The organism is Mycobacterium sp. OAE908 (assembly GCF_017872775.1).
Taxonomy (GTDB): Bacteria; Actinomycetota; Actinomycetes; order Mycobacteriales; family Mycobacteriaceae; genus Mycobacterium.
This window is the reverse complement of the sequence record NZ_JAGGJL010000001.1, coordinates 337,453-350,751: the sequence shown is the minus strand read 5'-3', so window position 1 is coordinate 350,751 and position 13,299 is coordinate 337,453. Positions and strand designations below refer to the sequence as shown.

16 protein-coding genes are annotated in these 13,299 nt (G+C 65.1%); 8 read left to right on the top strand and 8 right to left on the bottom strand.

The genetic code is table 11. The annotated features are described in order from the left end of the window. Positions 1-78: 78 nt before the first annotated feature. The 3 genes from J3E61_RS01690 to J3E61_RS01680 all read left to right on the top strand — a co-directional run bounded on the left by J3E61_RS01690 (position 79) and on the right by J3E61_RS01680 (position 2,557). Positions 79-825: a methyltransferase domain-containing protein gene (locus J3E61_RS01690; protein ID WP_210082372.1), complete on the top strand. Its 747-nt coding sequence runs from the start codon at positions 79-81 to the stop codon at positions 823-825. Positions 826-926: 101 nt separating this feature from the next. After that, on the top strand, positions 927-2,129 hold the full coding sequence (locus tag J3E61_RS01685) for a beta-lactamase family protein (protein WP_210085387.1): 1,203 nt from the start codon (positions 927-929) through the stop codon (positions 2,127-2,129). Between the two features lie 86 nt (positions 2,130-2,215). After that, positions 2,216-2,557 (top strand): hypothetical protein, encoded by a 342-nt coding sequence (locus J3E61_RS01680; RefSeq protein ID WP_210082371.1) that lies wholly within the window; start codon positions 2,216-2,218, stop codon positions 2,555-2,557. A 77-nt stretch (positions 2,558-2,634) separates the two neighbouring features. Here the strand turns inward: J3E61_RS01680 and J3E61_RS01675 are convergent, their stop codons facing one another. Continuing rightward, entirely contained in the window at positions 2,635-2,877 is a 243-nt protein-coding gene (locus J3E61_RS01675) for a hypothetical protein (protein ID WP_210082370.1), read from the bottom strand. 28 nt (positions 2,878-2,905) lie between these two features. Then, on the bottom strand, positions 2,906-3,154 hold the full coding sequence (locus J3E61_RS01670) for a hypothetical protein (RefSeq protein ID WP_192726811.1): 249 nt from the start codon (positions 3,152-3,154) through the stop codon (positions 2,906-2,908). Between the two features lie 414 nt (positions 3,155-3,568). On the opposite strand from J3E61_RS01670, the gene J3E61_RS01665 reads away from it, so the two are divergent. Continuing rightward, positions 3,569-4,456, top strand: a complete 888-nt coding sequence (locus J3E61_RS01665) for a DUF2993 domain-containing protein (protein ID WP_210085386.1) — start codon at positions 3,569-3,571, stop codon at positions 4,454-4,456. 7 nt (positions 4,457-4,463) lie between these two features. On the opposite strand, the gene J3E61_RS01660 is transcribed toward J3E61_RS01665, so the two are convergent. Next, positions 4,464-5,144 carry a guanylate cyclase gene (locus tag J3E61_RS01660; protein ID WP_192727009.1) on the bottom strand — a complete coding sequence of 227 codons (681 nt, stop codon included), beginning with the start codon at positions 5,142-5,144 and terminating at the stop codon, positions 4,464-4,466. A 43-nt stretch (positions 5,145-5,187) separates the two neighbouring features. Between J3E61_RS01660 and J3E61_RS01655 the strand changes: the two genes are divergently transcribed. Next, the gene (locus J3E61_RS01655; protein ID WP_192726810.1) at positions 5,188-5,352 is read left to right on the top strand and encodes a hypothetical protein; all 165 of its coding nucleotides are present in this window, start codon (positions 5,188-5,190) and stop codon (positions 5,350-5,352) included. Here J3E61_RS01655 and J3E61_RS01650 read toward each other — a convergent pair. Beyond that, positions 5,349-6,131: an adenylate/guanylate cyclase domain-containing protein gene (locus tag J3E61_RS01650; protein WP_210082369.1), complete on the bottom strand. Its 783-nt coding sequence runs from the start codon at positions 6,129-6,131 to the stop codon at positions 5,349-5,351. The two genes, J3E61_RS01655 and J3E61_RS01650, sit on opposite strands and share 4 nt — an antisense overlap. A 28-nt stretch (positions 6,132-6,159) precedes the next feature. Here J3E61_RS01650 and J3E61_RS01645 point away from each other — a divergent pair, with 28 nt between their 5' ends. Further along, a complete protein-coding gene (locus J3E61_RS01645; protein ID WP_210085385.1) occupies positions 6,160-7,110 on the top strand; it encodes a hypothetical protein in 951 nt (316 codons plus the stop codon). Here J3E61_RS01645 and J3E61_RS01640 read toward each other — a convergent pair. From J3E61_RS01640 to J3E61_RS01625, 4 genes are all read right to left on the bottom strand, one after another. Continuing rightward, complete coding sequence (locus tag J3E61_RS01640; RefSeq protein ID WP_210082368.1) at positions 7,107-7,481, bottom strand: nuclear transport factor 2 family protein; 375 nt, start codon at positions 7,479-7,481, stop codon at positions 7,107-7,109. The genes J3E61_RS01645 and J3E61_RS01640 overlap by 4 nt on opposite strands. Positions 7,482-7,624: 143 nt before the next feature. Then, complete coding sequence (locus tag J3E61_RS01635; protein ID WP_210082367.1) at positions 7,625-8,035, bottom strand: hypothetical protein; 411 nt, start codon at positions 8,033-8,035, stop codon at positions 7,625-7,627. 81 nt (positions 8,036-8,116) lie between these two features. Beyond that, entirely contained in the window at positions 8,117-11,011 is a 2,895-nt protein-coding gene (locus J3E61_RS01630) for an aminotransferase (protein ID WP_210082366.1), read from the bottom strand. After that, entirely contained in the window at positions 11,008-11,862 is an 855-nt protein-coding gene (locus J3E61_RS01625) for an alpha/beta fold hydrolase (protein WP_192726805.1), read from the bottom strand. The genes J3E61_RS01630 and J3E61_RS01625 overlap by 4 nt, the downstream gene beginning before the upstream one ends. Positions 11,863-11,963: 101 nt before the next feature. On the opposite strand from J3E61_RS01625, the gene J3E61_RS01620 reads away from it, so the two are divergent. Continuing rightward, positions 11,964-12,575 (top strand): TetR family transcriptional regulator, encoded by a 612-nt coding sequence (locus tag J3E61_RS01620; protein WP_192726804.1) that lies wholly within the window; start codon positions 11,964-11,966, stop codon positions 12,573-12,575. A 56-nt stretch (positions 12,576-12,631) separates the two neighbouring features. Further along, entirely contained in the window at positions 12,632-13,105 is a 474-nt protein-coding gene (locus tag J3E61_RS01615; RefSeq protein WP_210082365.1) for a VOC family protein, read from the top strand. Positions 13,106-13,299 lie beyond the last annotated feature (194 nt).

Sequence of the window (13,299 nt, the reverse complement as noted above, 5' to 3'; positions counted from 1 at the left end):
TTTGGCCTATGACCTGCGAATATCTGCCGACAGAGCATATTGGCTGGGACCACCGGCCAACCGACGTACGCTTTCTCGATGAGTTTCGCTGTTTCGCCGGACAAATACACGCGATATATGGGCCGCTACGCCGAACCTCTTGCCAAGGTCTTCGTGACATTCGCCGGGATCGGCGCTGGGGGAAGGGTGCTCGACGTGGGCTGCGGGCCTGGCGCGTTGACGGCGGAGTTGCTCTCGGGTGGCGCCGAGGTCTCGGCAATCGATCCTTCGCCGCCGTTCGTCGACGCGATCCGGGACCGCTTTCCAGAAATCGACGTGCGGCAAGGCACGGCCGAGGAATTACCTTACGACACTGCAGCTTTCGACGCTGCCCTTGCGCAGCTGGTGGTGCACTTCATGACGGATCCGGTGCTGGCCATCGGGCAGATGGCGCGCGTGACCCGGCCCGGCGGCGTCGTTGCGGCGTGCGTGTGGGACGGGCCGACCGGTGCGCTGGCGCCATTCTGGGATGCCGTTCACGTGATCGACCCGGATGCCGAGGATGAGGCGCTTCTTTCCGGCGCACACAGGGGACACCTGACTGAGTTGTTCGACGCTGCGGGACTGCGCGATGTGAAGGAAGACTCGATCGCGGTCGACGTTGTTCATCCGACCTTTGAGGAATGGTGGGAGCCCTACACATTCGGTGTCGGCCCCGCGGGGGATTATGTCCAGCGACTCGATGACGAGGGTCGCGCGCGTTTGGCTTCGGTGGCCCGCGAACGTCTGGGCAACGGCCCGTTCACCGTTACCGCAACCGCATGGGCCGCGCGCGGCACAGTGTGACCGAACTGTAGTCGGCCCGCTCCGCCCAAATGCCGATTTGGGCTGCTCGGCCGGGGCTACTGTCGCCTATGGGCAGAGTCTTGGCTGCGGCGTGCGTGGCAATGTTGGTCGCTGCCTGTTCGTCGACGAGCGCCCCAGTGTCGTCAGCACTTAAACCCATCGATCCGAAGGCATTTCAAGCGGTTGTCGACGCCGCGGCGAAGAAGCTGATGGTCCCCGGAGCGATGGTGCTGCTGCACACGCCGCGTGGCAGCTTCAGAGTGGCCTACGGCACCACTGAACTCGGCGCGCACACACCACCGGCGCCGAACACCCACTTCCGGATCGCCTCGAATACCAAGACGATGATCGCGGCGCTGATCGTGCTTCTTGCTCAGGACGGCAAGCTGAAATTCAGTGACCGGGTCTCCGACTACGTGGCGAACGTGCCGAACGGTGAGAACATCACCGTCGCAGAGCTTTTGAAGATGCGCAGCGGGCTGTACGGCTACTCGGCCGATCCCGGGCTTGCGGCCGTCATGGATGCTGACCCCGCGAAGGCGTGGACGCCGCAGGAAGTACTTGACATCGCATTCCGGCATCCGCCGCTGTTCGCGCCTGACGCCTCCTACGACTACAGCAACACCAACTACGCGCTTCTCGGCCTCATTGCCGAGAAGGTCGGCGGTCGCCCGTTGGGCCAGCAGTTGCAGGAGCGACTGTTCGGCCCGTTCGGTCTCAAACAGACGTCCCTTCCCGCTGCCAACGACACGTCCATGCCTGCGCCGTTCTCGAATGGCTACATGTACGGCGGCAGCGTCTACGCACTGGCCGACGAGCCGTATCCCGCCGAGATTCAGGCAGGCGCGCAGGCCGGGACGTTGCGGCCGAACGACTACACGAACCAGAACGCCTTCTACGCCACCGCGGCCGGTGGAGCGATATCCACAGCCGACGACCTGGCGAAGTGGCTGAAAGCCCTCGTCACGGGCGCGGTTTTCGACGCCGACTACCAGCAGCAGTGGATGGCGAGCCTGCAGGCCGAGGACCCGAACGCCCCTGACGGCCAGAAGTACGGGTACGGAATCTCATATCAGCGCTTCGGTCCGGCGGCGGCGATGTTCTATCACGGCGGTGAACTTCCCGGCTTCAATTCATTCATGGGCTATGACCCCGATAACGATGTGGCGCTGGTCATTTGGACGAACCTGACGCTTTCGCCAGACGGCAAGACGACCGCGCAGGCCTTGTTGCCGGTCCTGCTCGACGAGATCTACGCGGGCCTGTCGCTGGCCTCTTCGCCGACACCGACGACCACACGGTGAGTTCTGGCTGCCAAGAATCCTCCAAGGATCCTGTGATCGGTTTGCTGATAGCCAGCGGGGAGGCGCCGATCAGGAAGGGAACCACCATGAATCAACTCAAAGCGGTCGTCGCCGGGCTGGCCACGGCTGTGGCATCGGTTGGGCTCGGTATGGGATTGGCCGCAGGCGTTGCCGAAGCCCAACCTGCGCCGATGGTCTGCCAGGACCCCAACTCGCCGCCGGCCCCGGACAACTTCTGCACCTATCAGTGGTGTCCGGGGTCCCCGGTGATGAAGCACATGCCCGACTGGGACATGAATACGTGCCATCCCTGGTATTTCGATCCCAACAGTCCGGTGACTGATTCGACAATCATCGAGGGCTTTCCCGACCCGCCTCCGCCGCGGTTCTATGGTCCATGCCCGCCGTTCGCGTTCCTGTGCCCGTAGCCGCAGCACACGCGAAACAGCCCGCCACCCAATAGAATTCACGGGTGGCGGGCCGCTCCGGCGGTGAGGGCGCCGAGTCAGAAGGGCACGTCGACGTCGTCGCCGAGCCAGGTGTGGTATCCGAAGATGGCCGGGCTCTCAGGATCCGTGCCGTACGGCGTGGCCGGATCGGTATCGGTGACCGCGGCCGGCGTTGTGTGCGTCGTGGCGGTCGGGACAGGCGTCGGCTGGGTGGCAGCACTGGCGATCGGCGCGAGCGTGATCGCGGTTCCCATCGCGGCTGCGGCCAACCACGGTGCGGCGAGCGTGAGGATCTTCATTTCGATCTCCTATGTGAGGGCCGGTGAATCAGAACGGCACGTCGACTTGGCCGTTGGTGGTGTCGGACTCGTCGTGGTCTGAGGTGTGGTAGCCGAACACGTAGGGGCTGTGGGGGTCCGTGCCGAAAGGCACCAGCGGATCGGTGCCTGCAGTGCCGGTGGTGACTGCGGGCGCGGGAGCGGGAGGGGTTGCAGCGCTGGCGGTCGGGGCGAGGGCCACGGCTGCACCGATTGCAGCTGCCGCCAACCACGGCGCAACGTACTTGATTGCCTTCATGATGTCCTCCTGGCTTGTGGGGTGGCCCTGTTGGGCTGTGTAAAGAATCCCGCCTCAGCAAGCCAATGTCGTCAGTGTTACCGCCCGTTCCCGGCCTGCTGCTAGCAGGAAGTCGGCGCGGCAGCCAGCCGGTAATGCGCAGGTCGGCGGACTGCGGCGAAGAGGATTGAAGTGATGCCCAACCGGACTTGCCATCAAATGTTGACAGCGCACGGCTACCACCATTCAGTCCAAGCCGCGATGACACACCGAGATCAGCGTGGTCTGACTCCGATATGAGGCAGAATCGCGCACGTGACTCCGCCTCAACGCCCCGGGCAACCTGACTGGCGCGGCAGGGGTACGCCACCGCCGCCGGGGCCGCCTGGACGCCGTCCACAGCCTCCCCGTCAGCCCGAGCCGCCGACCGAGCAGCTGCGCCAGCCGCAGCGACCCGATGTCGGGCCCACACAGCGAATCCCTCGGCCTCAGTCACCCGCGGATGTTGCTCCCACACAACAGATTCGGCGCACACCCCCGCCGCCGCCCGCTGCGCCGCCGCCGCCGGCGGTACCGCCGCAGCCCGAGAAAAAGCGCCGCTCGCGCGGTTTCTCCCGGACGTCGATGATCCTGATCGTCGTCATCGTGGTTGCACTGCTCGTCGGCGGACTGGCGGGCGGCGAACTCTACGCCCGGTACCGCGCCGACCAGGTCTTGACGGAGGTCGCCGAGTGCGTCGTGCAGGACGGCGTATCCATCTCGTTCGGGGTGAATCCGCCGTTCCTGTGGCAGCACATCACCGGTCACTACACCAACATCTCGGTCACCACCGCCGGCAAGCGGGTGCAGAGCGCGGACGGGATGACCGCCGACGTGACGCTCAAAGACGTCCGGCTGCAGGACTCGGCCAACTCCAAGGGCACCATCGGATCGCTCACGGCGACCCTGTCGTGGACGTCGGCAGGCATCAAGGACACCGTGGCCGCCAACCTTCCGGCCGTAGGCAACCTGGTTACCGGCGTGAGCACCGACCCTGCAGCGGGCACAGTCATCATGGAGGCCAGCGGCAGCAGCATCAGCGCCAAGCCCGTCGTCACCGACGGTGACCTGAACCTGGATGTCGTCGACGTCAGCGGCCTGCTGCCGAAAGACGTGGTTCAGACGGCGCTGAATGGTCTTACGAAGAAGTTGAACGACAACTATCCGCTCGGCATCCACGCCGACAGCGTCAAGGTGACCGATACCGGAGTCGTTGGTACCTTCTCGAGCCAGAACGCGTCGATCCCCAAAGAAGACGCGAATCCATGCTTCGCCCGACTCTGAGCACCAATTAGTCGACGGTGACAGCGATTTCGTCGCTGAGTTGATACCCGGGCGCCAGGGGCAGCGCGTCGCCGCTCCAGAAGCGGCCGGGATCAAACCAATTCGAATCCTTGTCGGTGACGATCAAGCCCATCTCCTCGTACGTGATGGCGACGGTCTCGGCACAGTACGCGGTTTCCAAACCCATCTTGCGCTTGGCGGCCTTCCGTCGCTTCGTCGACTCCTGGACCCTCTTGTCGAGGAACGGTATCCCCCTGGTCCAGTCGCCTGCGGTCGGCACCCGGCCACGAAACCATCGGCCTGTCACGCGCGCGGTACTGGGAAACGGGGTGCCGTCCATCCGGGCGATGACCCGAAGCAGCCGGTCCTCCTGCTCGCGGGTCGCGTACGGCGTCAGCTGACGCAGCCAGCAGCGCTGCCCGTAGACGTTCCACCACTGCTCGACGGATTCACGAGCGTCGTTGAGCTGAACGCCACGATGGTGGCCACCGGTCCACACGTCGATCAGCTTGTTGCCGAGTTCCGCACTCCACATCAGCGGCGGCAAGTCGTCGATGGCGACCGTCATTCCCACGTGGTTGACCGGGGCGTTGCTCAAGGTCCGGATCGCCCGGTCGGGTCCAGAGCTGCCCCGGAACAGCCAGATGTCCCCGGTTCGGGTCTCCTCGAGTGCCCGCTGCAACGACACCGTGCTTTCACTCACCCGGGCAGCTTAGGCAGACTGTTGCACTATGCGCGGTATATGGAAGTGGGTTGGACTGGCCGGTGTCGCCGGCGTGGTGGCCGGCGGAGTGCTGGTTGCGCGGGACCAACGCAAGCGCAACTCCTACACGCCCGAGGACATCCGCGCGCGGCTGCATCAACGGTTGGCCGAGGCCGGCGAGACCACCGACTAGTTGGCGACGGCGTAGAGCCGGTGCGAGCCGGAGAACCCCTTCAGCGCGACCTCGCGACCGTCGTCGAAGTCGATGTCCTCGTCGCTGAGGGCGTCGCGTACCACCTCGCTGACGAGGATCTCGCCACCGTCGGCCTGCGCGGCCACCCGGGCCGCCATCGCGACGTTGCGACCGAACAGATCGTCCCCGCGGCGCACCGACTTGCCCATGTGAATACCCATTCGAACGCGAATACCATTGGGTCGCAGGCGAAGTGAGCGCTGCAGATCGATGCTGCACTGTACCGCCTGCTCGGGTTGTGCGAACGCGATCATGAAGCCGTCGCCTTGACTCTTCACGACGTGGCCGGAGTGTTTTTTGACGTGTTTGCGAACCAGCTTGTCGTGGCTGCCGATCAGCCGCACCCACGCGCGGTCGCCGATGCGCTCGTTGAGCGCCGTCGACTCCTCGATGTCGGAGAACACGATCGCCACCTTGCCGTTGGGCGCCAGCCGCGCCAGATCCGGTCGCTCCACCTCGGCCCAGTCCGCGAGGTCTTCGATCGAGGACCTGACGGCCGCGCCAAACCCGTCCTTGCGCAGGATGTTGGCGGTCTGCCAGACCTGTTTGACGGCTTCCCGACCGCCCGACAGCAGGGTGTTCCTGGCGTCGAGGCGGTGGCGCAGCTGCTCGAGTTCGTGCTGCTGGTGCCGGTAGCGCAGGCCGAGCACGACCAGCGCCACCGCCTCCACCGCGGCGAGTCCTGCAAGCACATAAGCCGCAATCTGCGCTCCGATCACCCGTCAAGTATTGGATGCTGATCCCGTGATGCGTGAGGCGCCCTACTACGAGAGCCGCTACATCCGTGCCAACCACCCCGAGCGGCCGCTCGCGCTGTGGCTCCGCGAGACCCTGCTGCTGCCAACGGCAGGTGACGCGGTGGCCGATGTGTGGGTGATGATCTTCGACCCCGAGGGGCACGGCAATCGGGCGCTCAAGCAGTCGTACCCAATTGACGCTGCCGACTACGAGTACGACAACTGGACCGCCCGCATCGGCGCGACATCCATCGACGACCGCTCCGCGGAGGGAACGGTGACGGGCGGAAACCGTTCGGCGCGATGGGATCTGCGGATCGACCCTGGCTCCGAAGACGCGGTCAAGCTCCTTACCGAGCGGGCCTATAAGGCGCGCGTTCCGACGGCGAAGACGACAGTGCGCCATCCCCTCGCGCAGTTCGACGGGGTCGTGGAACTCGACGATGTCACGCTGGTCCTCGACGGCTGGACCGGCAGCGTCAACCACAATTGGGGCACCCGACATACGCCGGCCTACGCGTTCGGTCAGGTGTGCGGCTTCGACGACGCGCCCGACTCGAGCCTGGAGATCGTGACGGCGCGCGCCGCGATCGGACCGCTATTGACGCCCGCGGCAACGCTGTTCGTGTTCCGGCACGCGGGCCAGGAGTTCGCGGTGCGCACGATCCTGGGCAGCCTGCAGACCCACGGCCGATATCGGCCGTTCTCGTGGGCGTTCGGCGGGCGAGTCGGCGATCAGATGATCGAGGGCGAGATCATCACCGAGCCAGCCGACGTCATCGGCCTGACCTACACCGACACCGACGGCGGTGCGAAGTTCTGCTACAACTCGGCAGTTGCAAACTGCCGAGTTCAGGTCGCGGGCAAGGCTTTTGAACGTCGGGAGCTGTTGGCCCCCCGGCGGGCGATGTTCGAGATCCTCACCGACGAGCGCCACGCCGAGGTGCCGCTCTTGGCTTAGGTGAATGCGTTGGTGACCGTCGCCATGTCGAAGTAGTCCCGCCACTTGGCGATCTTGCCGTCGACGATCTCGAAGACTCCCACCACCGGCAGCGGTATCGCACCGCCGTCCTTACGGCGCATCGTGTCGGTTCGCTCGTTCATCACCACGTCGCCGTCAGTGATCTGCCGGTGAATCTGGAAGTCGATCCCGTCGAATGCGGCGGTGAAGCCTGCGATGAACTGCTTGATGGCCTCGCGTCCCTGCACCGGGTCCATCGGGATGTTGTGGTAGACGGCGTCTTCGGTGAAATACTCGGCGAGCTCGTCCGGATCGGGCGAGGCCCACTTCTCGGCGAATTCGGTGACCACGTCGGCGGGGGAGAGTGTCATGCGTCGATAGAACCCAGCGGCGCGACGTAAATCAACCCCGCTGTCCCTCACAGGGCGCATATGTTCAATTGCCCGGCTCTAGGCGACAAAGTCGGTGCGAGCGACTTTGTCGCCCAGAGCTGGGCACTTCGGATATCCATACCTCAGACACCGGTCGTCGACCCCGGCCGCACGATCATCAGGACGGTGACGACAACCCAGAGCAGGTTGAAGATGCCCGTCGTCATCGCCAGCCGAGCGGCCGTCTTACCTGCCAAGGCCGCGCGCTGATCCGGCAGGATGCTCACGATGAGCAGGATGGCGGCGACCGCTGTCAGCGCGATCGACACCAACACCCACGCCTGAGTCAGCACCCCCATCGAAGCGGCCGTTGCAATGCCCAGCAGTGGAACGGCAACGCCCACCACGGCGTACGTCCGGCAGACGCGGTAGAGCACGCCCGCGACTGCACCATCTTCGCGGGCGTAGCGGGGGAACATGCTGGCAGCGACCGCGACTGGGCCAACCGCGAGGATCGCCACGATGACATGGGCGCTGAGCAGTATCGCAGACATCAACGCCGAGGCTAGGGGAGTGAAAGCAGTCCGAACCTCTCGGTTTTGGCCAAGATGCGAACGGATCTGGCCAGCAAGGCCTTACCAGCCTTCGGTCAGTACCCGATCCAGTGTGTCGACATAGAAATCCGCGCCCTCGACGTCAATGCACAACGGCGGCTTGGTCTTCAGGATGTTGCCGTGGTCACCCGTTGGCTGGATGATCACCCCGAGTTCGAGCATCCGATCGCAGATCGCCGACGTTTCTTCCACCGCCGGTTCCAGCGTCGACGGGTCGCGGACCATCTCGACACCCAGGTACAGCCCGACGCCATGAACCGTCCCGATGATCGGGTGCTTTTCCTGCAGCGCTTGCAGTCTCGACTTCAGATGCGCGCCCACCTGCCTGGCGTTCTCCTGCAGCCCTTCGTCGCGCAGCACATCGAGCACCGTCATCCCGATCGCACACGACAGCGGGCTGCCGCCAGTCGACGAGAAGAAGTACCCCTGCGACCGGAATCCATCAGCGACCGCACGACTGGTGATCACCGCGCCGAGCGGATAGCCGTTGCCAACCGACTTCGCAATCGACACGACGTCCGGCACGGCGTCCTGTTGCAGGAAACCCCAGAACCATTCGCCGAGACGGCCATACCCGACCTGCACTTCATCAGAGATGGCCAATCCGCCCGCTGCCCGCACCGCCGCATAGACCTGCCGCAGGTAACCATCGGGCAGCGCCATGCCGCCTGCGTTGCCGTACACGCTTTCGCAGATGAACCCTGCCGGCGGGCGACCCTCCGCCACCAAACGCTCGACGACCTCGACTGCCTCGCCCGCGTATCGACCGGCCTCGGCCCCCCGGTACTTACCGCGAAAGCTGTTCGGCGACTCGACCGTGTGCACCCAATCCGGCCGGGTGGCAAGCGCATTGGGGTTGTCCGCCATCGATGTCGAGACCGCGTCCGTGCCGTACGTCCAGCCGTGATACGCCTCGCGAACGGCGACTATGTCGCGTCTGCCCGTCGCCGCTGTCGCCAGCCGAATCGCCAGATCGCTTGCCTCCGAACCGGAGTTGACCAGAAAGACCGTGTCGAGCGGCTCCGGTAGCAGCCCGGCGAGGCGTTCGCTGAACTCGACCACGCTCGAGTAGTTGAACCGCGAGTTCGTGTTCAGCTTGCGCAACTGCCTGGCCGCGGTGTCGGCTATCCGCGGATGCGCATGGCCCAGCACGGTCACGTTGTTGACCATGTCGAGGTAGGTACGGCCGGCCGTCGACATCAGGTAATGCCGTCGGCCCCGTTCGATCTGCGGCGGCCTGCGGTAGTAAAACTCTTGCACTGGAGCGAAACTCGCGTCGCGCCGCGACAACAGATCACCGGTCTCCGCCACTTCAACAGCGGGCAGGCCGAGTAGCGGCCGCGGGTCACGGGTCAGCCCCAGCCAACCGGGCGCCATCTCCGGCCGGACAAAAGCCGGCGCCGGCGGCGCGCCGACCGGTCGCACGCCGACCTCGATCCACGCGCCCGCGGGTGCTTCGCCCAGCGGATCGCCAGCGCGCACGCGCCCCGTGACCGGTTCGAACCCGGCCAATGTCAACTCGTATTCGGATCCGCGGAGCACCGATCCCTCGACCTCGCCGTCCCACGGGGCGACGAGCGGGGTCACCGAGGCCGCCCACATGCCGATGCCCGTCGCGACGGTCTCCGGACTCTGTTGGCTGAGCCTGCGAGTGCGACTGAGCCGCGCTTGGCCGTACTGGGTGACGACCAGCTGGGCGCCGTTCTGCACTGCGGCCGAGGCTAATTCGTCTTCGACGTCGGCCTGCAACGAACCGTCGTCTTCGAAAGCGAAGTCGTAGACATCGGACGTGGTTGACAAGTCCAGCGTCACCACCGATGCGGGATCTACGTCGACGAGGGCGCCGCTCACAGGGCCCGATGTTTCAGCGAACCCGAGGTCGGCCTTGATCGCCTCGGTCATCACATCGATCGGAACCGACGTCGCCTGGTCGAACATGCGCCACTCGCCGCCAGATTGATCGGCGAGATACTGGTTGTCAGGATCCAGGGTCGCCTGTTGTGCGCCGCTGACGATGAGCACCGCGGTCCGCAATACCAGCAGCGGCCACAACACCTCCACCTCAGCGGCCGTCAACGGTCGGATGGAATGAAATGCGCGCACGGCAGGAAGGATCGAAATCGGTTCGCAGCCAGGATGGCCCAGTACCGATGACGCCGCGATCGCGAGTTCGCAGACCGCCCAGCTGTCCGTCAGGTCGCCGAAGTCGATCACGCCGTCGGGCTGTCGCGACGGCGAGACCACGATGTTGGCATCGGTCAGATCCAGATGTACGGCCTGCCGCGGCAATGCATCGGCCAGCGGCGCGATCCGCGCCCACGCTTCGGTCACCGCAGCGTCCAGCCGCGCGCGGTGCAATGGGTCGGCGACATACGAAATCAGCTCCGCGACAACGGCGGTGCTGTAGCGCAGGTCCCATTGCAGTACGCGGTCGAGGCCGGCGTGTGTGAAGCCCTCGAGTGCCCGGCTGACACGTGCAGCCACCTCGCCGAGCCCCGCTACTGCGTTCGGCGAGAGGTATCCCGACTTCAGCAGCGTCCCGCCCGGCAGGTAGCGCAGCAGCCGCACGTATGCGTTGCCCTCCACCAATCCCTCGATGGCCGTACACGTTTGACCGGAGACGTTACGCAGCGGTACCGCCATCCGCAGCGTCGTCTCGGCCGCGGCGATCCGCTCCGCCGCCAGATCCTGCGCCTCGATTTCAATCGCATTGAACACCGGATTGGCGATCTTCAGCACCCCGACGATCTCACCGTCAGCATCGGTTACGGTGAAGTTCTTGTCCTGGTTGCTGCCAAGCGATGTCGCGCGAGCCCGCAAACCGTAGTGCGTGGCGAGGATCTCCTCGGCCTGCTCCTCGCTGACCTGAGGTGCCGGAAGTTCCGGTGCCTCAAGGAAATTGAACCCGACGGTCACCGGCTGACAAATTGGACGACGGCTTCGGAGAACGCATCGTTGTCGTCGCCTGCCGCGGTGTGTCCGGCATCGGAGAGTTCGACGAACTCGGCGTGCGGCACCTTCTCCAGAAAGTCTTTCACGCCCTCGGTGCTGACCACATCGGACAGCTTGCCACGAATCAGCAGGATCGGGATGGTCAGGTCGATGACCGCCTGCTCGAGCTTCTGCATTCGGACGAACCTGTCGTCATCGGGTGCGGTCAGGAACGCCGGATCCCAGTGCCAGTACCACCGACCGTCGCGCAACCGCAGGTTCTTCTTCAGGCCCTCGGGACTGCGTGGCTTGGTCCGATACGGCAGGTAGGACGCCACCGCATCCGCGGCGTCTTCGAGCGTCTCGAATCCGTCCATACCGCTCGCCATGAAGTCGCGGATCCGGGCGCTGCCGTTCTTGTCGTAGCGCGGTACCACGTCGACGAGCACCAGCTTCTTGACCGTGTTCGGTCCGGCGGTGTCGGCCACCAACATCCCGGTCATCCCGCCCATGCTGGCCCCGATCAGCACCACCGGCCGCCCGATCTGCTCCAGCACGGCCAGCGTGTCGGCGCACAGCGCGTCCACGGTGTAGTTCCCGTCAGGGGAGCGGTCGCTGTCGCCATGGCCTCTGCTGTCCAATGCCACGACGTGGAAGCCCTCGTCGGCCAGGATCTGGCCGGTGTTCTTCCAGGAAAACCGGTTCTGACCGCCGCCATGAAGCATCAACACGGACGGCCCCGACTGCGCCGAGGGGTTCCATTCGTCCGCGACCAGCACCAAGTCCTCAGAGCCGCGGAACTTGACGGTCTGCGGTTCGCTTCGTGTCGTGGTCATGGACGTCCTCTCGGCTGGCCCCGAGCCCTGACGTTACCCAGCCGATAATTTGCGTCAATCTTCGGCCCGGCCGGTACCAGGCGTCCCTAGACTTTGCGATCGTGCAGCCTGATTCCGCCAACGAAGACGACCGCGGCTGCATCATCGACGCGGCCTACAGCTGCCTGTCGGAACCGCACACCGGCCCGATCCCGGTCGCCGCGATTCTGCAGCGCGCGGGGGTCTCCACCCGGGCGTTTTACCGGCACTTCCAATCCAAGGACGAGTTGTTCCTCGCGTTGCTGCGACAGGAGAGCGACACGCTCGCCGAACGCCTCGACCGCATCGTCGACGAAACCGGCGACCCGGTCGGCCAGCTGAAGGCGTGGATCAACGGGATGTTCGGCTGGATGCACGACGAAGAGATGCGGATGCATCTCATGGTGATCGACTCCGACGAGGTGCGGGCCGCCAAGGGCTATCGCGAGACGCGTGAGCGTGCACACGCCGACCGGGAACGCTCCCTGGTCGAGATCCTGCGACGCGGCCGGGCCGACGGCTCATTCCCGCGGGCCGACCCCGAACACGACGCGGTCGCCATCAGCGCGGTCATCAGCCGCGAGATGGCCAACCAGTCGCCGGGCGACGAAGCGCGGCTGCAACGGTCCCTGGACTGGGTCCTGGAGTTCGCGCTGCGTGCGCTTGGCGCCGAGCGGACCGCCGGTCGGCGATGAATCTGCGGCGTCTCGACAGTCGATAAGGGAAAGCCGCCTAGCCGAAGGAACCCGCCATGCCGTCGATCACCCCCTCCCTGTGGTTCGACAACAACCTCGAGGAAGCTGCAGCGTTCTACACATCGATCTTTCCGAACTCGACGATCGAGTTGCTCAACCGGAACACGGCCTCCGCAACGCCCGACGACGTCGTGTACGGGATCTTCGTCCTCGACGGTCAGCGGTTCCTTGCGATCAACGGGGGTCCGGAGTTCGTCTTCACCGAGGCGGTCTCGTTCATGATCCACTGTAAGGATCAGGACGAGGTCGACTACTACTGGGATCGGCTGCTCGACGGCGGCGAGGAGTCGCAATGTGGCTGGCTCAAGGACCGGTTCGGACTGAGTTGGCAGGTGGTGCCAGATCGGCTCCTCGAACTGCAGCAGGACCCCGATCCCGCGCGCGCCGGGGCGGCGATGAAGGCCATGATGGGGATGCGCAAGATCGTCATCGCGGAACTGGAGGACGCGGTGAGTTCGTCAGGCGCCTGAAGCAAGTTATGCATTCCATGCCGGGATGGAACGCACTTCTGAAAGGATGGCGGCTACCAGGCCCTGTATATGTGCTGTAACTGGCCGTGGGTAGGCGGGCGTGGTGTTCCTTGCTGTGGGGTTCGTGTTGCTGGTCCCGAAATCGGTGATGTACGGTTCTGCGGCGTCCTCCCGTGCAACACTCACACCTTGCG

What these genes read in the sequence shown, in the direction of transcription:
- J3E61_RS01690 (WP_210082372.1), top strand. Translation starts at nt 79, where the DNA reads ATGAGTTTCGCTGTTTCGCCGGACAAATACACGCGATATATGGGCCGC.
- J3E61_RS01685 (WP_210085387.1), top strand. Translation starts at nt 927, where the DNA reads ATGTTGGTCGCTGCCTGTTCGTCGACGAGCGCCCCAGTGTCGTCAGCA.
- J3E61_RS01680 (WP_210082371.1), top strand. Translation starts at nt 2,216, where the DNA reads ATGAATCAACTCAAAGCGGTCGTCGCCGGGCTGGCCACGGCTGTGGCA.
- J3E61_RS01675 (WP_210082370.1), bottom strand. Translation starts at nt 2,877, where the DNA reads ATGAAGATCCTCACGCTCGCCGCACCGTGGTTGGCCGCAGCCGCGATG.
- J3E61_RS01670 (WP_192726811.1), bottom strand. Translation starts at nt 3,154, where the DNA reads ATGAAGGCAATCAAGTACGTTGCGCCGTGGTTGGCGGCAGCTGCAATC.
- J3E61_RS01655 (WP_192726810.1), top strand. Translation starts at nt 5,188, where the DNA reads ATGCGCGGTATATGGAAGTGGGTTGGACTGGCCGGTGTCGCCGGCGTG.
- J3E61_RS01645 (WP_210085385.1), top strand. Translation starts at nt 6,160, where the DNA reads ATGCGTGAGGCGCCCTACTACGAGAGCCGCTACATCCGTGCCAACCAC.
- J3E61_RS01640 (WP_210082368.1), bottom strand. Translation starts at nt 7,481, where the DNA reads ATGACACTCTCCCCCGCCGACGTGGTCACCGAATTCGCCGAGAAGTGG.
- J3E61_RS01635 (WP_210082367.1), bottom strand. Translation starts at nt 8,035, where the DNA reads ATGTCTGCGATACTGCTCAGCGCCCATGTCATCGTGGCGATCCTCGCG.
- J3E61_RS01625 (WP_192726805.1), bottom strand. Translation starts at nt 11,862, where the DNA reads ATGACCACGACACGAAGCGAACCGCAGACCGTCAAGTTCCGCGGCTCT.
- J3E61_RS01615 (WP_210082365.1), top strand. Translation starts at nt 12,632, where the DNA reads ATGCCGTCGATCACCCCCTCCCTGTGGTTCGACAACAACCTCGAGGAA.